Below are 17,498 nucleotides of genomic sequence, written 5' to 3' on the forward strand. Positions count from 1 at the left end.
CGCCACCTCCACCCAGTAGACCGTCCCGAGGCGTCTAAGCACCCCGGCCGGTCCACGCCCCCACGCCACGCCAGCCACGCCACGCCACCTCAGCCACGCCACCCCACCCAAGAGGGTCTGTCGGAGGGGCCCGGCACAATGACCCGTGTGACCGATCGACCCGCCGTCCCGCCTGGCTGGCCGGCCGCCGTGCGCCCGCCCGACACCCAGGGGTGGCAGTCCAGCGCGGCGAGCTGGCTGCTCGACCAGTGCCCGCCCGACTACCGCGCCTACCCAGGGTGGCGGCGGCACCCGGTGGCCCTGGCGTGGGTGGCGACGGTGCACGTGGACGCCCAGCTGGACGCCATGCGCACGGCCTACCGCCGCATCCGCGTCGAGCTGGGCGAGCACCTCACGCCCGAGGCGTTGCGGCAGACGATGGCCGACCTCGAGTCCGAGGGGGTGCGCCTCCTCGCGGTCTCGCGTGGCGCCCACCTGGTCTACGACGCCCTGCAGGGAAAGCGCTATGTGCCTCGGCTCTGACCTGGACGTAATAGTCTGGACCGTCGTCCTGCCCCCGACCCTAGGAGACGGTCCACACCGTGGGTGTCCTTGACTCGATCACGTCCCCCGAGGACGTGCGCGCCCTTCCCGCAGAGCAGGTGGGTGAGCTGGCGGACGACATCCGTGCCTTCCTCGTGGAGGAGGTCGCCAAGACCGGCGGCCACCTGGGCCCCAACCTCGGTGTCGTCGAGCTGACCATCGCGCTGCACCGGGTGTTCGAGTCTCCGCACGACACGATCGTCTTCGACACGGGGCACATCGGCTACGTGCACAAGCTCCTGACCGGGCGCACCGACTTCTCGGGGTTGCGCACCAAGGGCGGGCTCTCGGGCTACCCCAGCCGTGCCGAGTCCGAGCACGACGTCGTCGAGAACTCCCACGCCTCGACCTCGCTCTCCTGGGCCGAGGGCATCGCGGCGGGACGGGTCCTCGCGGGCCAGCCCGACCGGCACACCGTGGCCGTGATCGGGGACGGCGCGCTGACCGGTGGCATGGCCTGGGAGGCGCTCAACAACATCGCCGCGCGCCAGGACCTGCCCCTCGTGATGGTCGTCAACGACAACGAGCGGTCCTACGCGCCGACGACCGGTGGCCTCGCGCAGCACCTCTCGCAGCTGCGCACCACCCGCAGCTACGAGAAGGTCCTGTCCTGGGGCAAGCGCGCCCTCAGTGACGTCCCGGTCGTCGGCGCGCCGGTCTTCGAGACGCTGCACGGCGTCAAGAAGGGCATCAAGGACATCGTCGCCCCGCAGGGCCTGTTCGAGGACCTCGGGCTGAAGTATCTCGGCCCCGTCGACGGCCACGACGAGCACGCCGTGGAGGTGGCGCTGCGCCAGGCCAAGGGCTTCGGCGCGCCGTGCATCGTGCACGTGCTCACCAAGAAGGGCAAGGGCTACGGCCCGGCGCGCGAGCACGAGGACGACCGGTTCCACGCCGTCGGCGTCATCAATCCCGAGACGGGCCTGCCGCTCGAGACCAGTGGCCGGTCCTGGACCGACGACTTCTCCGACGAGCTCGTCGCCCTCGGTGGGGAGCGCGAAGACCTGGTAGCCATCACGGCGGCCATGCTGATCCCGGTGGGGCTCAAGGACTTTGCGGCCAAGTACCCCGAGCGCGTCTTCGACGTCGGCATCGCCGAGCAGCACGCTGTGACGATGGCCGCGGGGCTGGCGTTCGCCGGGCTGCACCCCGTGGTCGCGATCTACTCGACGTTCCTCAACCGCGCGTTCGACCAGCTGCTGATGGACTGCGCGCTGCACCGGGCGGGGGTCACCCTCGTGCTGGACCGCGCCGGCGTCACCGGCTCCGACGGCGCCAGCCACAACGGCATGTGGGACATGACCCTCGCCAACGTGGTGCCCGGCCTGCGCCTCGCGGCCCCGCGCGACGGGGAGCAGGTCGCGCTCGCGCTCCGCGACGCCGTAGACATCACCGACGCACCGACCGTGGTCCGGTTCGCCAAGGGCAACCCGCCGCAGCCCATCGCGGCCCTGGAGCAGCACGGCACGGTCGACGTGCTGCACGGGCCGGGGGAGACCGACGTCGACACGCTGATCGTCGCCATCGGCTCGCTCGTGCCGACAGCCCTCACCGTCGCGACTGCCCTGACCGAGCAGGGCCAGTCGGTGCGGGTCGTCGACCCGGTGTGGGCGCTGCCGGTCTCCGACGACCTGGTCGCCGAGGCCCGTCGGGCGCACCGGGTCGTGGTCCTCGAGGACAACCTCGTGTCCGGCGGCATCGGCTCGGCCGTCAGCCTGGCCCTGCAGCAGGCCGGGGTCGACGTGCCCGTGCGGCCGTTCGGCATCCCCAAGGACTTCCTCGACCACGCCAGCCGGGGCCAGGTGCTGGCCGAGATCGGCCTGTCGCCCGACGCCATCCTCGCTGCGCTGGCCGACTGACCGGCCCGATCGGCCGCCGGCAGCCCGGCACCGAACCCTTCAGATGAGCCCACGACCCCTCGTTGGCATCACTTGACCCTCTAAGTGATGCTAACGTGCCGCCATGACACTCGGTCGACGTGACAGCGACTGGCCCGGCCTGACCTACGAGGCCGTGGCGTGGGACGTGCACCCGGTCTCGGGCATGACTCGTCGTGATCGCGCCCGGGTCGGCACGCCCTACCAGGCGGCGGTGCCGCCGTCGATCGGGCAGCTGGAGGTCCGACCCTCCGGCCCGGTGGCGGCCGAGGCCGAGGAGGCGGCCGCCGCGGTGCGAGTGTTCGACGCCGAGGTGGGCCGTGACGTCGCTCCCTACGCCGCGGTCCTGCTGCGCACCGAGTCGGCGGCCAGCTCCCAGATCGAGCAGCTGTCGGCCTCGGCGCGCAAGATCGCCGAGGCCGAGGTCTACGGCCGCGGTAGCGCCCACGCCGAGCAGATCGTGGCCAACGTCCACGCCATGTCGGCGGCGCTGGGGCTCGCCGATCGCCTCGACGCCGAGGCGATCCTGGCGATGCACGATGTCCTGATGCGTGGCTCCGATCCTGACATCGCGGGCCGCTGGAGGGCTGACCAGGTGTGGGTCGGTGGCAGGGTGGCGCTCGGCGCGGGGTCGCCGCACGACGCAGACTTCGTGCCACCGGTGGCCGGTCGCGTGCCGGGGGCGATCGACGACCTGGTGCGCTTCGCCCGACGCGACGACATCGCCGTGCTGCCGCAGGTGGCCGTGGCGCACGCCCAGTTCGAGACGATCCACCCGTTCGCAGACGGCAACGGGCGCACCGGACGCGCCCTGCTGCAGGCCATGCTGCGCTCCAAGGAGCTGACGCGGCAGGTGTCGGTCCCGGTCAGCTCGGGGCTGCTCACGAGCACGCGCGGCTACTTCGACGCCCTCACGGCCTACCGCGCGGGCGACCTCGATCCGATCGTGTCGTGCGTCAGCCGGGCGGCGCTGATCGGGGTCGACAACGGTCGCCGACTGGTCCGCGACCTGCACGACGTCCGCGCCGGGTGGGACGACCGGCTCGCCGGCGTGCGCTCGGACTCGGCAGCCCGGCGGCTCGCCGACGAGCTGGTGCGCCAGCCGGTGATCTCGGCCCCCATGGCGCGCCGGCTGCTCGGGATCGACAACAACGAGCACCGCCACATCGACGTCCTCGTCTCACGAGGGATCCTGACGTCCCACCAGGACTACGTGTCCCGCAACCGCACCTGGCGCGCGCAGGACGTGCTCGACGTGCTCGATGCTTACGCCGCGCGCGCCGGGCGGCGCGGACGCTGACCGCTCAGATGTCGCGGAACGTCGTGATCGACGCGCCCAGCGCGTTGAGCCGGTCGGCGAGGTCCTCGTAGCCGCGGTTGATGACGTAGACGTTGCGCAGCACCGAGGTGCCCGGCGCAGCGAGCATCGCGAGCAGCACGACGACGCCGGGGCGCAGCGCCGGCGGGCACATCACCTCGGCGGCGCGCCACCGGGTCGGACCCTCGATCATCACGCGGTGCGGGTCGAGCAGCTGCACGCGGCCGCCGACCTTGGTCAGCTCGGTGAGGTAGATCGCGCGGTTCTCGTAGACCCAGTCGTGGATCATCGTCGTGCCCTCGGCCGTCGCGGCGATGAGCGCGAAGAAGGGCAGGTTGTCGATGTTGAGACCGGGGAAGGGCAGCGGGTGGATCTTGTCGGTCGGCGCCTTGAGCGGGCCTGGCCGGTAGGTCAGGTCGACCAGGCGGGTCTGGCCGTTGGCCGAGACGTACTCGTCGCTGAGGTCGTAGATCATTCCCATCTGCTCGAGCGTCGCCAGCTCGATCTCCATGAACTCGATCGGCACCCGGCGGATGGTGATCTCGGACTGGGTGACGACGGCGGCCGCGAGCAGCGACATGGCCTCGATCGGGTCCTCGGAGGGGGAGTACTCCACGTCGACATCGATCTCGGCCTTGCCGCGCACGGTCAGCGTGGTGGTGCCGATGCCGTCGACCTCGACGCCGAGCCGCTGCAGGAAGAAGCAGAGGTCCTGCACCATGTAGTTGGAGGAGGCGTTGCGGATGACCGTCTCGCCCTCCCAGCGCGCCGCGGCCATCAGGACGTTCTCGGTCACGGTGTCGCCGCGCTCGGTCAGGACGATGGCGCGGGTGGGCGTGTCCTCACCCACGGTCGCGTGGTAGAACCCCTGGGTCGCCTCGACGTGCAGGCCGAAGTGGCGCAGCGCCGACAGGTGCGGCTCGATGGTGCGCGAGCCGAGGTCGCAGCCCCCGGCATACGGCAGCTGGAAGTCGTCGAACTCGTGCAGCAGCGGCCCGAGGAACATGATGACCGTGCGGGTGCGGCGGGCGGCGGCCTCGTCCATGGCGGTCAGCTCGACCTTGTCGGGCATCACGATCTCGAGGTCGGACGAGTCGGGCAGCCAGCGGGTCTTGACGCCGATCGAGGCGAGGACCTCGAGGATGCGGTTGACCTCCTCGATGCGCGCGAGGTTGCGCAGGGTGGTCTTCCCGCGGTTCAGCAGGGCCGCGCACAGCAGCGCGACGGCGGCGTTCTTGGAGGTCTTGACGTCGATGGCACCGGAGAGCTTGCGGCCGCCCTCGACCCGCAGGTGCTGGGGGCCGGAGTGGCCGAGCGAGACGAACTCGCTGTCCAGCGCCTCGCCGATCCGGGCGAGCATGTCGAGGCTGAGGTTCTGCTTGCCCTGCTCGATCCGCGCCACCGCGCTCTGACTGGTGCCGAGCGCCTCGGCCAGCTCGGACTGGGTCTGCCCCTGGTGCCGGCGGGCGTCGCGGATGAGGGTTCCGATGCGCAGCAGGTATCCATCACTCATAGGACCAGGATAACTCACATATGAGATATATCGATGTGCCTGCGCCCGTGGCGGCGTGTCACTCAGTGGCCTGCCCGGCGCTGATCCGGGCGTGCTTCTCGCGGTCCTCGGTGGCCGCCCAGGTAGTCGGGCAGCCCCACGTCGGCCAGGCTGAGCCGGGCGCGACGGCCGGTCAGGAACTCCCGGACCTGCTCCCTGGTGCTCATCGCTGCGGTGCTCATCCCTCCACCGTAGACCGGCACCCCGCGCGGTGGGAGGGTCCGTCAGTACCCGCTGGCTCGGCCAGCACCTGCTGGCTCAGCGCGATGGACTGCGCTGAGCCAGCGGTGGGCTCGCTGCTGATCGGTCGGGTCAGCGCGGGACGCTGGCGACCCCCTCGGGCAGGAACCGCGAGCCGGTGACCTTCTCGGAGACGCCGGAGCGGTCGAGCAGCGGCGTCAGCCCGCCGTTCCAGAACTGGAAGCCGGCGCCGGTGATCATGGCCAGGTCGAGGTCCATCGGCGCCGCGACCACACCCTCGCGCAGCATCAGGGCGGCCTCCTCGGCGAGCCCGGAGAGGACCTTCTCGCGGACCTGCTCGGGGGTGAGCACCTCGGGGTTCTCCGGGGTCTCGAAGAGCGCCTCGACCTCCGGGTCGACCAGCTGACGGCCCCGCTCGTCGAAGGTGTAGAACCCGGGCTTGCCGGCCTCGACGACCTTGCGCAGGTTCTCGGAGACGTAGAACCGGTCGGGGAACGCCCGCGCCAGGGTCTCGTTGTTGTGCAGCGCGATCGCCGGGCCGACGAGCGCCATCAGCACGAACGGCGGCATGGGCGCCACGCCCGCGAAGCCCTGGTCGGCGACCGGCACGGGGGTGCCCGCGTCGACGATCCGCGCCATGTCGGACATGAAGCGACCGAGCAGTCGGTTGACGATGAAGCTGGGGGAGTCCTTGACCAGGACCCGCGTCTTGCCGAGCTTCTTGCCGACCGCGAATGCCGTTGCGAGAGTAGCGTCGTCGGTCTTGTCGCCCTTGATGATCTCGAGCAGCGGCATGACCGCGACCGGGTTGAAGAAGTGGAAACCGACGACCCGCTCGGGGTGCTCCAGGTCGGCCGCCATGTCGGTGATGGACAGCGACGACGTGTTGGTGGCGAGCACGCACTCGGGGCCGACGACGGCCTCGACCTCGGCGAACACCTTCTTCTTGACGTCGAGCTCCTCGAAGACGGCCTCGATGACGAACTCGGCGTCGGCCATCTGCTCCTTGCTCGTCGAGCCGGTCATCATCGCCTTGTAGCGGTTGGCCTTGTCCTGGCGCAGCCGGCCCTTGGCGACGAGCTTGTCGATCTCGGCGTGGACGTAGCCCACCCCCTTGTCGACCCGGCCCTGGTCGAGGTCGGTCATGACGACCGGGCACTCGAGGCGGCGCAGGAAGAGCAGCGCCAGCTGGCTCGCCATCAGGCCGGCGCCGACGATGCCGACCTTGGTGACCGGGCGGGCGAGGGCCTTGTCGGGCTCGCCGGCCGGCCGCTTGGCGCGGCGCTGCACGAGGTCGAACGCGTAGAGCCCCGCGCGCAGCTCGTCGCCCATCATCAGGTCGGCGAGCGCGTCGTCCTCGGCGGCGAAGCCCTCGTCGCGGGACACCGTGCGGGCCGCGCGCAGCAGCTCGATGGCGCGGTAGGGCGCGGGCGCGTAGCCGCCCGTGCGCATGTCGACGCCCTTCTTGGCCATGGCGAGGACGCCGTCCCAGGACTGCTCGTCACGGTCTACGGGAGTGCGCTCGACGGTGGTCTCACCGGCGAGGACGGACGCGGCCCAGCGGATCGACTCGACGAGGAAGTCGGCCCCGTCGAACATCGCGTCGTACATGCCGAGCTCGAACGCCTGCGGGCCCTTGAGCATGGTGTTCTGGGCGAGCGGGTTCTCGATGATGACCTTGACGGCCTTCTGCACGCCGACGAGGTTCGGCAGCAGCCAGCACCCGCCCCAGCCGGGCACCAGCCCGAGGAAGCACTCGGGCAGCGCGATGGCCGGCACCGACGACGAGATGGTGCGGTAGGTGCAGGCGAGCCCGATCTCCACGCCACCGCCCATCGCCGCGCCGTTGACGAACGCGAAGCTCGGCACCGGCAGGTCCGAGATCGACGAGAACACCTGGTGCCCAAGGTGACTGATGGCCTTGGCCTGCTCGTGCGAGCGCACGGCGCCGACGCCCTTGAGGTCGGCACCGACGGCGAAGATGAACGGCTTGCCGGTGATGCCGACCGCGGTGATCTCGCCCGCCTCGGCCCGCTGGCGCAGCCCGTCGACGACCTCGCCGAGCGCGGTGAGCGTCTGCGGCCCGAAGGTGTTGGGCTTGGTGTGGTCGAAGCCGTTGTCGAGGGTGATCAGGGCCATGGTGCCCTGTCCCTGCGGCAGCGCGACGTCCTGGACGAGCGTCTGGGTGACGACCTCGTCGGGGAACAGCGCCGTGAAGTCCTGCGCGGTGTCCGGGGTGGCGGTCACTTCGACTCCTCGTAGTCCTTGTGGTGGGGGTTCTCCCAGATCACGGCCGCGCCCATGCCGATGCCGATGCACATCGCGGTCATGCCGTAGCGCACGTCGGGCTGCTGCTCGAACTCGCGGGCCAGCTGGGTCATCAGTCGCACGCCGGAGGAGGCGAGCGGGTGGCCGATGGCGATGGCGCCGCCATAGGGGTTGACGCGGGGGTCGTCGTCGGGGATGCCGAAGTGCTCGAGGAAGGAGAGCACCTGCACGGCGAACGCCTCGTTGAGCTCGAAGATCCCGATGTCGTCGATCGTCAGGCCTGCCTGGGCGAGCGCCTTCTCGGCGGCAGGCACCGGGCCGTAGCCCATGACCTCGGGCTCGACGCCCACGAACGCGAAGTTGACCAGGCGCATCTTGACCGGCAGGCCGAGCTCGGTGGCCGCCTCCTGCGAGGCCAGCAGGCACGCGGTGGCGCCGTCGTTGAGACCGGCGCTGTTGCCGGCGGTGACCCGGCCGTGCGGGCGGAACGGCGTGCGCAAGGTGGCGAGGTCGTCCATCGTCACCCCGGGGCGCGGCGGCTCGTCGACGGTCGCGAGACCCCACCCCTTCTCGGCGTTGCGGGTCGCGACGGGCACCAGGTCGGGCTGGACGTCACCGCGCTCGTAGGCCTGCGCCAGCTTGCGCTGGGACGCGACGGCGAACCGGTCGCTGCGCTCCTTGGTGAGGGTCGGGTAGCGGTCGTGCAGGTTCTCTGCGGTGGACCCCATGACCAGGGCGGACGGGTCGACCAGCTTCTCGGCGATGATGCGCGGGTTGGGGTCGGTGCCCTCGCCCATGGGGTGGCGACCCATGTGCTCGACGCCACCGGCGATGGCGACGTCGATGGCGCCGAAGGCGATCGAGCCGGCCGCGGTCGTCACCGCCGTCAGCGCGCCGGCGCACATCCGGTCGATGGAGTAGCCGGGGGTGGTGTTGGGGATGCCGGACAGTAGCGACGCGAGCCGCCCGAGGGTCAGCCCCTGGTCACCGATCTGGGTCGTGGCGGCGACGGCCACCTCACCGATCCGCTCGGGCGGAAGGTCGGGGTTGCGGCGCAGCAGCTCTCGGATGCAGGCGATGACCAGGTCGTCGGCGCGGGTCTGGGCATACATGCCCTTGTCTCCGGCCTTGCCGAACGGTGTGCGGACACCGTCGACGAAGACGACCTCATGCAGGGTGCGAGGCACAGGATCTCCCTCGTTGGAGTGTTGTCGGTCCCCGTCATATTACTGGTCGGTAACAACCCTGTCAGCCATCGCTCGCGCGTCCCTGATCACATCGGCCGTCCGCGTCGACGTCATCGTCGTCGTCGAGGCGGTGCAGGGTGCTCGGGTGGGTGGTGGCGAGCAGCGGGGCGACCTGCTCGACCTGCCAGGGCCGGGCGCCGCCCGCGCGCAAGGCGTCGGCGAGGGTGTCGACGGTGAGCGGGGAAGGTGGCGACCACAGGGTGCGGCGCACCAGGTCGGGGGACAGGAGGTTCTCGACCGGCACCGCGAGGTCGGCGCCGCGGACGGCGAGCGCATCGCGGGCCGCGGTCAGCCAAGCGGCGGCGACCGGGTCCTTGTCGGCCCAGGCGCGCGGCGGGGGCGGCCCATCGGTGGGCAGCGTCTGAGGCGGCAGGTGGTCCTCGGGCAGCAGCATGGCGCGCTCGACGGCGGCCTCCCAGCGGCGCTCGTTGCGACGGTAGGCCCGGTTGCCGAACGCCGAGGGTGCTCCGGAGCGGCGTGAGCCAGCGCCTCCGGTAGACCCCGCGGCGCCACCCGACCCGGCCCCAGCCCCAGCCCCGGCAGCCCCAGCCTCACCAGCACCACCACGTCCCGCACCGGGCCGCCCACGCGTCGGGGCGGGGGCGACCTGCTGGGCCACCTCGACGATGACCGAGTCGGGCAGCACCCGCCCGGGGGAGGTGTCGCGCTGCTGGGCGAGGGCGTCGCGCTCGAGCCACAGCTCGCGGACCACGGCCAGGCCGCGGCGGCTGCGGATGCGGTGCAGGCCCGAGGTGCGCCGCCAGGGGTCGACCCGCGGCGGCGGCCCGGTGAAGGAGGTGAGCGCGGCGAACTCCTCCCGCGCCCACTCGAGCTTGCCCTGGCGGTCGAGGTCGGCCTCCAGCTCGTCGCGCAGCTCGACCAGGATCTCCACGTCGAGGGCGGCGTAGACCAGCCACGGCTCCGGCAGCGGTCGGGTGGACCAGTCGACCGCCGAGTGCTCCTTGGCCAAGGTCACCCCGAGGTAGTGCTCGACGGCGGCGGCGAGCCCGACGCGGGGGAGTCCGACGAGCCGGGCGGCCAGCTCGGTGTCGAACAGCTGGGAGGGGTGCAGCCCCAGCTCGCGCAGGCACGGCAGGTCCTGGGTGGCCGCGTGCAGGACCCACTCGACGTCGGCGGTCGCCGCCTGCAGCTCGCTGAGGTCGGGGCACGCGCTGGGGTCGATCAGCCAGGTGCCCGCGCCGGCGCGACGGAGCTGGACGAGGTAGGCCGTCTGGCCGTAGCGGTAGCCCGACGCGCGCTCGGCGTCGATGGCGAGCGGCCCGGTGCCGGCGGCGATCGACGCGACGGCCTCGCGCAGGCGGCGCTCGTCCTCGACGACGTCGCGCAGGGGCTCGCTCGGCCGCTCCAGCAGCGGGAGCTCGGGCGCGTCGGCGGTCTGGGGGTGCTCCGGATCAGCAGTGGTCACGGGTCCAAACTAGTCGGCTCAGCTGATCAGGCCGCGTCGCAGCGCCGTGTAGGTCATCGCTGCGCGGTCGCCCGTGCCCAGCTTGCGGGCGATCCGGGCGAGGTGGGACTTCACGGTGAGGGCCGACAACCCGAGGGAGGCGCCGACCTCCTTGTTGGTCTTGCCTTGCGACACCAGCTGCAGGACCTCGATCTCGCGCTGGGAGAACTGGTCGTTGCCCCCGCCGCGGTGGGTGCCCGGGGCACTCTGGCCGCCGAGGCGGATGTAGGCGCGCACGCCGGCCTTCAAGGCACCGCGCACGTAGATCGGGTCCTCGGAGTCCGCGAGGACGATGGTGCGGCGCCAGCCCATGGTGCGCAGCTGGTGGACGAGGGGGATGCCCGAGCCGTCGGGGAGGGTGAGGTCGGAGATCGCGAACTCGCCGGGCGGCACCTCGCGGGCGACGATGCGAGCCTTCTCGATCGTCGGGGCCTCGATGATGTTGCCCTCCGTGATCCGTCCGAGGGCGCGCCGGACCATGGCTCCGGTGTGCGGGCCGGGCGAGATCACCAAAGCACTCACCAGTTGCGGTCGGGACATGCGTGATTTGTTCGTCAACACGCGCCGTCACCCTTCAGATCGTCACCCGCAGACCCCCTGACCTGCGGCGAGGACTTGGTCCCCCCCACAGCACTCTAGGCCACGGCAACTGCCAGACGGGTGAGAAATCCGCGAATTGGTTACGGTGCGTGGTGATGGCGGGTTCAGGCGCGTCGTTTTGGCAGGATTGCGACGCCTTCCGGCACCGGTGACAGGCCCGACAGGGTGGCGAGCACCTCGAGCCAGGCCTCCAGATGGGTCTCGATCGCGTCGTTCGTCGGGGTCCACGAGGCGCGGATCTCCATCTCCACGGTGTCGGGCTCGCCCCGCAGCCCCCCGAACCGCTCGCTCACCACGCGCGTCACCGTGCCTGCGGCGGCCACGTAGTCCGCCCCCGCGACGTCCAGCGCGTCCTGCAGCCAGCTCCAGCCGACCCCGCCGAGCGCCGGGTCGGTCGACAGCTCCGGCTCCAGCTGCGCACGGGCGAAGCTCACCACCCGCCACGCGCCGCCCCAGGGCTCCGGGCACGCCGGGTCGTAGAGCAGCACGAACCGTCCCGCGCCCACCTCGTCGTCGCCGTCGTCCGCGCCACCGGCACCGCCTCCCGAGCCGCCCAGCTGGCGGTCGGCGTGCACCTCGGCGGCGAGGGCCACCGAGTGCGGCGCGAGCCGAGCGGGAGCCGGCACCTCCTCGAGCCGGATCTCCGGGCGCGGACGCACCTCCCGCAGGCGGGCAAGCACTGCGTCGAAGGTCGTTGCGCTCTCGGCGAGCAGTCGTCGGTCAGCCACCAGGCGAGACTAAGGTTTCCCGCAGGCCGGACCGCTGCGACCCGCCGGGCTGCCGCGGGCGTGTGCGAGGATCTACGACCGTGACCGTTCACCGCGAGACCCAGCCCAGCCTGCTCGTGCAGGCCGCCCGCCGCGAACCGACGTCGCGCCCGCCGGTGTGGTTCATGCGCCAAGCCGGCCGCTCGCTCCCGGAGTACCGCGAGATCCGCGCCGGCACCGGCATGCTCGAGGCCTGCCGCACGCCGGACCTGGTCACCGAGATCACCTTGCAGCCGGTGCGTCGCCACCACGTCGACGCCGCCATCTTCTTCAGCGACATCGTCGTCCCGCTCGCCGCCGTCGGGATCGACGTAGAGCTCGTGGCCGGGGTCGGTCCCGTCGTCGCCGAGCCGTTCCGCACCCGCGCGGACCTGAACCGGCTGCCGGAGCTGACCCCGGACGCCGTCCCCTACATCACCGAGGCCGTGCGCCAGCTGGTGGCCGCGCTCGGCGACACCCCGCTGATCGGCTTCGCCGGTGCGCCGTTCACGCTCGCGTCCTACCTCGTCGAGGGCGGCCCGTCGCGCCACCACGAGCACACGAAGGCGCTGATGTACGGCGACCCGCAGCTGTGGCACGACCTGTGTGCCCGGCTCGCGCAGATCTCCGGTGCGTTCCTGCAGGTCCAGGTGGAGGCAGGCGCGTCGGCCGTCCAGCTGTTCGACTCCTGGGTGGGGGCGCTGCCGCTGTCGACCTACCAGGCGCAGGTGCAGGAGCACTCGGCGGTCGCCCTCGCGATGGTGCGCGAGCAGGTGCCGACGATCCACTTCGGGGTCGGCACCGCGGAGCTGCTGCGCGCGATGGGCGATGCGGGGGCGGACGTCGTGGGGGTGGACTACCGGCTCAGCCTGACCGAGGCCACCCGGCGGCTCGGCCCGCGCTACGCCGTGCAGGGCAACCTCGACCCCGCCCTGCTGTTCGCGCCGTGGGAGGTCGTCGAGCGGGAGGTCCGCCGGATCGTCACGGAGGGGCGGACCGCGCCAGGGCACATCTTCAACCTCGGCCACGGCGTGCTCCCGAGCACCGACCCGGACGTCCTCACCCGCGTCGTGGAGCTGGTCCGGTCCCTGGACACGTAGACTGGCTGTGATCGTGTCGGTCTCCGGGCCGACGAGACCCCAGCACGAAGGCCACCATGTCGATCCTGATCATCGCCCTGAAGGTGCTGCTCGTCCTGAGCAGCCTCTTCCTGACCCTGCTGATCCTGCTGCACAAGGGCAAAGGCGGCGGCGTCTCCGACATGTTCGGTGGTGGCATGTCCGGCTCGGTCGGCAGCTCCTCGGTCGCCGAGCGCAACCTCGATCGCTTCACCATCGCCGTCGCGTCGGTCTGGTTCGCCGTCGTGGTGGCGCTGGGTCTGATCACCCGATTCACCAGCTGAGCCCAGCACCCGCTCAGCGCACACCAGGCACCTCGCGGGCCGAGCCCGCGAGCCACTAGCGGATCCAGCACGGGTCCGAAGGTAGGAGCACACATGGTCGGCGGGAACGCCATTCGCGGCAGCCGGGTCGGCGCCGGACCGATGGGGGAGACCGAGCGCGGGGACGCTGCACCGCGGCTCGTCGTGCAGTACTTCTGCAGCAACGGTCACTCGACCAGCCCGAGCTTCGCGCAGGAGCCGGGGCTCACCATCCCTAAGGTGTGGGACTGCCCGCGCTGCGGCCTGCCCGCCGGGCCGGACCCGGACAACCCGCCGCAGGCGCCGCGGGTCGAGCCCTACAAGACGCACCTGGCCTACGTGAAGGAGCGCCGCTCCGACGCCGACGGCGAGGCGCTTTTGCAGGAGGCGCTGGACGCCCTGCGCGAGCGCGGCATCATCAGCTGAGCAGCCGACCGATCAGCCGGCTGCTGCGCTGGTGATCAGTCGTCGTCGCCGCGCGGCAGCCCGACGGCCGCCGACTCGTCGATCAGCCACAACGTCGCCTCGGTGCCGTGTGCGCCGGCGGCTGGGGCCTCGCTGACCGAGGCGCCGCCGGTCGCGGCGGCCACGGCCGCGGCCTTGTCCTCGCCGGAGACGAGGAACCACACCTGCCGGGCCGCGTTGATCGCGGGGTAGGTCAACGTGATCCGCTGCGGCGGCGGCTTCGGCGAGTCGAGCTCGGCCGCGGTCATCACGTCGGTGAGCGCGAGGGTGTCCTTGCCGGGGAAGAGCGACGCGACGTGCGCGTCCGGCCCGACCCCCAGCATGAGCACGTCGAACGCCGGCACCGTAGACCCCTCGGCGGCCTCGTCGGCGAGGGCCCTCGCGTAGCGCTGGGCGGCCGCCTCGATGTCGTCGCCGTCGGGTCCGTCGCTCGCCGCCATCTGGTGGATGGTGGAGTCGTCCAGGCCGAGGCGCTTCAGCTGCGCGAGCCCCGCCTGGAACGCCTGGGTGGCGTTGCGGTCGGCGTCGTTCTCGGGCAGGAAGCGCTCGTCGCCCCACCACAGGTGCACCAGCTCCCAGGCGATCGCCTCGGCCGCCGGCGTCGCCACCAGCGCCTCGAGGATCGCCGACCCCATCGAGCCGCCGGTGAGCACGACGTGCGCCTCGCCGCGCTCCGCCTGGGCGTCGATGACCGTGGTGATCAGCCGGGCGGCCGAGGCCGCGGCGAGCGACTCCTTGCTCGGGTGGACGATGATCTGTCCGGTCATGGCGATCAGCCCTTCTTCGCGGTGGTCTTCTTCGCGGTGGTCTTCTTCGCGGTGGTGGCCTTGGACGTCGTGGCGGCGGCCTTCTTCGCGGTGGCCTTCGTGGCCGGAGCCTTCGTCGCCGTCGCCTGCTTCGTCGTCGCCTTCCTCGCGGTCGTCTTCTTCGCGGTCGACCTCGTGGCCGGCGCCGACGTGGACGCCACCGCCCCGGTGGCGGTGTGCTGCTCGGCGCCCGCACCAGCGGCCTCGCCCGCGGCCTGCGCCGTGTCGACGGCACGCCGGGCCTGGTCGCTGCCGCCGTCGCCGGTGACCTTGCGGGCGACGGCCTTCTGCGCGACGGCGCGGGTGGCGATCGAGTCCTCGGCGGGAGCCGACGCGGAGGGCACGACGTCGACGTCCTCGACGGTGACCATGTCGGCGCCGGTCAGGCGCGACTCACGGGCCACCTTGCGGGACAGGGCGCGGGCCTCCTCGACCGACGGGGCCTTGCCCTCGCGCACCAGGGTGCTGGCCGTGGCCGAGCGCCGGCTGCTGACCTTGGCCAGGCCCTTGGTGAGGGTGGACTCGTAGACGTCGTCGTTGTCGAGCCGGGACAGCTCGTCGGCGAGGCACTCGGCATCGCTGCGGCGGGCGAGCGGGACCCGGCGCACCGGCATCAGCGGGTGCGTCAAGGTGGCGAGCAGGCCGTCCGGCCGGACCAGGTCCAAGGTGCCGGAGGCGCGCTCGAGCCGGACGCTGATCAGGCCCGTGCCCGCAGGCGTGCGAGCCCGGGTGAACGGCACCTTGAGCGCCTGGGTGAGCCAGGCCGCCATCAGGTCGGTGGCCGAGGAGTCGACCCCGCCGACGACGACGCCGCCGGTGACCTTGTCGTACGGTGGCTGGTCGAGCGCGGACGCGAGCACCGCGCGCCACCGGGTGATCCGCGACCAGGCGAGGTCGGTGTCGCCGGGGCGGTAGTTCTTGGCCCGGCGCTGCAGCTCGCGGAACGGGTTCGCGGCGGCGGCCGAGTCGTTGATCCGGCGCTGGCACAGCGCGCCGATGGGGTCGGCCCCGAGGTCGGCCGGCGCCTCGCCCGGCCACCAGCCGACGATGGGGGAGTCGGCGAGCAGCAGCGGCAGCACCAGCGCAACACCGTGGTGGGTGAGCTCGCCGTACACGCGCAGCACGACCACCTCGGAGGCGCCCGCGTCACCGCCGACCCGGATCTGGGCGTCCAGTCGGGACGCGCCGCGGCCGTTGACCGGCACCACCACGATGATGCGGCAGGGGTGCATCCGGGAGGCGTCGTTGGCCGACGCGATGGCCTCCTCGGCGTCCTTGTCATTGACCACGATGACCAGGGTCAGCACCCGGCTGAGGGCCATCGCCCCGCTGTCGTTGCGCAGCTGGATCAGCCGCCTGCCGACGGTGGAGACGGAGGTCTTGGGCAGGTCTACGATCACGGCATCCTCCACTCGCGGCCGTCGCGGGCCATCATCTCGTCAGAGCACGTCGGACCCCACCCGCCGCTCGGGTACTGCTCGAGCTTTGCGTGCTGGCGCGACCAGAACTTCTCGACCGGGTCGAGGATCCGCCAGCTCAGCTCGACCTCCTCGTGCCGCGGGAACAGCGGTGAGTCGCCGAGCAGGACGTCGAGGATGAGCCGCTCGTAGGCCTCCGGCGACTTCTCGGTGAACGACGAGCCGTAGCCGAAGTCCATCGTCACGTCGCGCACCTCCATCTGGGTGCCGGGGACCTTGGAGCCGAACCGCAAGGTGATGCCCTCGTCGGGCTGGACCCGGATGACGATGGCGTTCTGGCCGAGCTCCTCGGTGGCCGTGTCCGTGAACGGCAGGTGCGGGGCCCGCTTGAACACCACGGCGATCTCGGTGACCCGCTTGGCGAGCCGCTTGCCGGTGCGCAGGTAGAACGGGACGCCGGCCCAGCGCCTGGTGTCGACCTCGATCTTGAGGGCGGCGAAGGTCTCGGTGGTCGACCCCTTCTTTATGCCCTCCTCGTCGAGGAAGCCGATGACCTTCTCGCTGCCCTGCCACCCGGGGGCGTACTGGCCGCGGGCCGTCGCCTTGGCGAGGTCCTTCGGCAGGCGCACCGAGGCGAGCACCTTCTCCTTCTCGGCCCGCAGGTGCTCGGCCTGGAACGAGATGGGCTCCTCCATCGCGGTGAGCGCGAGCAGCTGGAGCAGGTGGTTCTGGATGACGTCGCGCGCCGCGCCGATGCCGTCGTAGTAGCCTGCGCGACCGGCGACGCCGATGTCCTCGGCCATCGTGATCTGCACGTGGTCGATGTAGTTGGAGTTCCAGATCGGCTCGAACATCTGGTTGGCGAAGCGCAGCGCCAGCAGGTTCTGGACCGTCTCCTTGCCGAGGTAGTGGTCGATCCGGAAGACCGAGTCGGGCGGGAAGACGCCCTCGACGATGGCGTTCAGCTCGCGCGCGGACTTCAGGTCGTGGCCGAACGGCTTCTCGATGACCACGCGGCGCCAGCTGCCGTCGCGCGGGGTCGCGAGCCCGCTGCGCGCGAGCTGCTCGCACACCTGCCCGAAGAATCCCGGCGGGATGGAGAGGTAGAACGCGGTGTTGCCGCCGGTGCCCCGCTCGCGCTGGAGCTGGTCGACCGTCGCAGACAGCAGGTCGAAGGCCTCGTCGTCGTCGAACGTGCCTGGCACGAAACGGAATCCCTCGGCCAGGTTGTCCCACACCGACTCATGGAACGGCGTCCGGGCGTACTGGCTGACCGCGTCGTGCACGATCTTGCCGAAGTCCTGGTCGGCCCAGTCGCGGCGGGCGAACCCGACCAGCGAGAAGCCCGGCGGCAGCAGCCCGCGGTTCGCGAGGTCGTAGATCGCGGGCATGATCTTCTTGCGGGCGAGGTCTCCGGTGACCCCGAAGAGCACCATGCAGCACGGCCCGGCGATGACCGGGAGGCGCTTGTCCTCGGGGTCGCGCAGCGGGTTCGGGCGCGTGGCGCGCCCGGTGGAGCTGGCGGACGTGTTG

The 17,498-nt window shown here is 71.7% G+C and carries 16 protein-coding genes; 6 read left to right on the top strand and 10 right to left on the bottom strand.

Annotated features, from left to right (window positions below; genetic code table 11):
- Nucleotides 1–138 precede the first annotated feature (138 nt).
- The 3 genes from MM440_RS14345 (at nt 139) to MM440_RS17085 (ending at nt 3,759) form a co-directional block, all read left to right on the top strand.
- Entirely contained in the window at nt 139–522 is a 384-nt protein-coding gene (locus MM440_RS14345) for a hypothetical protein (protein ID WP_420914170.1), read from the top strand.
- A 59-nt stretch (nt 523–581) separates the two neighbouring features.
- Entirely contained in the window at nt 582–2,441 is a 1,860-nt protein-coding gene (dxs, locus tag MM440_RS14350) for a 1-deoxy-D-xylulose-5-phosphate synthase (RefSeq protein WP_241445109.1), read from the top strand.
- A 103-nt stretch (nt 2,442–2,544) separates the two neighbouring features.
- Complete coding sequence (locus MM440_RS17085; RefSeq protein WP_277626737.1) at nt 2,545–3,759, top strand: Fic family protein; 1,215 nt, start codon at nt 2,545–2,547, stop codon at nt 3,757–3,759.
- Nucleotides 3,760–3,763: 4 nt separating this feature from the next.
- On the opposite strand, the gene MM440_RS14360 is transcribed toward MM440_RS17085, so the two are convergent.
- The 7 genes from MM440_RS14360 to MM440_RS14390 all read right to left on the bottom strand — a co-directional run bounded on the left by MM440_RS14360 (nt 3,764) and on the right by MM440_RS14390 (nt 11,838).
- Nucleotides 3,764–5,290, bottom strand: a complete 1,527-nt coding sequence (locus MM440_RS14360; protein WP_241445110.1) for a helix-turn-helix domain-containing protein — start codon at nt 5,288–5,290, stop codon at nt 3,764–3,766.
- Nucleotides 5,291–5,352: 62 nt separating this feature from the next.
- Complete coding sequence (locus tag MM440_RS14365; protein ID WP_241445112.1) at nt 5,353–5,511, bottom strand: hypothetical protein; 159 nt, start codon at nt 5,509–5,511, stop codon at nt 5,353–5,355.
- A 130-nt stretch (nt 5,512–5,641) separates the two neighbouring features.
- Nucleotides 5,642–7,777: a 3-hydroxyacyl-CoA dehydrogenase NAD-binding domain-containing protein gene (locus tag MM440_RS14370; protein WP_241445114.1), complete on the bottom strand. Its 2,136-nt coding sequence runs from the start codon at nt 7,775–7,777 to the stop codon at nt 5,642–5,644.
- Nucleotides 7,774–8,985 (bottom strand): thiolase family protein, encoded by a 1,212-nt coding sequence (locus MM440_RS14375; protein WP_241445116.1) that lies wholly within the window; start codon nt 8,983–8,985, stop codon nt 7,774–7,776. Before MM440_RS14375 ends, MM440_RS14370 begins: the two co-directional genes overlap by 4 nt.
- 61 nt (nt 8,986–9,046) lie before the next feature.
- Nucleotides 9,047–10,471, bottom strand: a complete 1,425-nt coding sequence (locus MM440_RS14380; protein ID WP_241445118.1) for an HRDC domain-containing protein — start codon at nt 10,469–10,471, stop codon at nt 9,047–9,049.
- 18 nt (nt 10,472–10,489) lie between these two features.
- On the bottom strand, nt 10,490–11,050 hold the full coding sequence (locus tag MM440_RS14385; RefSeq protein WP_241445119.1) for a response regulator transcription factor: 561 nt from the start codon (nt 11,048–11,050) through the stop codon (nt 10,490–10,492).
- Between the two features lie 164 nt (nt 11,051–11,214).
- Complete coding sequence (locus MM440_RS14390) at nt 11,215–11,838, bottom strand: DUF3000 domain-containing protein (protein WP_241445120.1); 624 nt, start codon at nt 11,836–11,838, stop codon at nt 11,215–11,217.
- A gap of 164 nt (nt 11,839–12,002) precedes the next feature.
- Between MM440_RS14390 and hemE the strand changes: the two genes are divergently transcribed.
- The 3 genes from hemE (at nt 12,003) to MM440_RS14405 (ending at nt 13,702) form a co-directional block, all read left to right on the top strand.
- Nucleotides 12,003–12,956, top strand: a complete 954-nt coding sequence (gene hemE / locus MM440_RS14395; protein WP_420914176.1) for a uroporphyrinogen decarboxylase — start codon at nt 12,003–12,005, stop codon at nt 12,954–12,956.
- Between the two features lie 56 nt (nt 12,957–13,012).
- Nucleotides 13,013–13,258 carry a preprotein translocase subunit SecG gene (gene secG / locus MM440_RS14400; RefSeq protein ID WP_241445125.1) on the top strand — a complete coding sequence of 82 codons (246 nt, stop codon included), beginning with the start codon at nt 13,013–13,015 and terminating at the stop codon, nt 13,256–13,258.
- A 93-nt stretch (nt 13,259–13,351) separates the two neighbouring features.
- Entirely contained in the window at nt 13,352–13,702 is a 351-nt protein-coding gene (locus MM440_RS14405) for an RNA polymerase-binding protein RbpA (protein ID WP_241445127.1), read from the top strand.
- Between the two features lie 35 nt (nt 13,703–13,737).
- Here MM440_RS14405 and pgl read toward each other — a convergent pair whose 3' ends face one another.
- Genes pgl through zwf form a run of 3 tightly spaced genes read right to left on the bottom strand, consistent with a single transcriptional unit; the run spans nt 13,738 to nt 17,452 of the window.
- Nucleotides 13,738–14,508, bottom strand: coding sequence for a 6-phosphogluconolactonase (gene pgl, locus MM440_RS14410; protein WP_241445128.1), 771 nt, complete (start codon nt 14,506–14,508; stop codon nt 13,738–13,740).
- A 5-nt stretch (nt 14,509–14,513) separates the two neighbouring features.
- Nucleotides 14,514–15,947 carry a glucose-6-phosphate dehydrogenase assembly protein OpcA gene (locus MM440_RS14415; protein WP_241445129.1) on the bottom strand — a complete coding sequence of 478 codons (1,434 nt, stop codon included), beginning with the start codon at nt 15,945–15,947 and terminating at the stop codon, nt 14,514–14,516.
- Complete coding sequence (zwf, locus tag MM440_RS14420) at nt 15,944–17,452, bottom strand: glucose-6-phosphate dehydrogenase (RefSeq protein ID WP_241445397.1); 1,509 nt, start codon at nt 17,450–17,452, stop codon at nt 15,944–15,946. The genes MM440_RS14415 and zwf overlap by 4 nt, the downstream gene beginning before the upstream one ends.
- Nucleotides 17,453–17,498: the final 46 nt, after the last annotated feature.

The sequence above is a fragment of the Arsenicicoccus piscis genome (assembly GCF_022568835.1).
GTDB classification, from domain to species: Bacteria; Actinomycetota; Actinomycetes; order Actinomycetales; family Dermatophilaceae; genus Arsenicicoccus; species Arsenicicoccus piscis.

Coding starts and splice junctions, on each gene's coding strand:
- secG (WP_241445125.1), top strand. CDS start 13,013: ATGTCGATCCTGATCATCGCCCTGAAGGTGCTGCTCGTCCTGAGCAGC.
- hemE (WP_420914176.1), top strand. CDS start 12,003: ATGCGCCAAGCCGGCCGCTCGCTCCCGGAGTACCGCGAGATCCGCGCC.
- MM440_RS14405 (WP_241445127.1), top strand. CDS start 13,352: ATGGTCGGCGGGAACGCCATTCGCGGCAGCCGGGTCGGCGCCGGACCG.
- MM440_RS14360 (WP_241445110.1), bottom strand. CDS start 5,290: ATGAGTGATGGATACCTGCTGCGCATCGGAACCCTCATCCGCGACGCC.
- MM440_RS14345 (WP_420914170.1), top strand. CDS start 139: ATGACCCGTGTGACCGATCGACCCGCCGTCCCGCCTGGCTGGCCGGCC.
- MM440_RS14365 (WP_241445112.1), bottom strand. CDS start 5,511: ATGAGCACCGCAGCGATGAGCACCAGGGAGCAGGTCCGGGAGTTCCTG.
- MM440_RS17085 (WP_277626737.1), top strand. CDS start 2,545: ATGACACTCGGTCGACGTGACAGCGACTGGCCCGGCCTGACCTACGAG.
- pgl (WP_241445128.1), bottom strand. CDS start 14,508: ATGACCGGACAGATCATCGTCCACCCGAGCAAGGAGTCGCTCGCCGCG.
- MM440_RS14385 (WP_241445119.1), bottom strand. CDS start 11,050: ATGTCCCGACCGCAACTGGTGAGTGCTTTGGTGATCTCGCCCGGCCCG.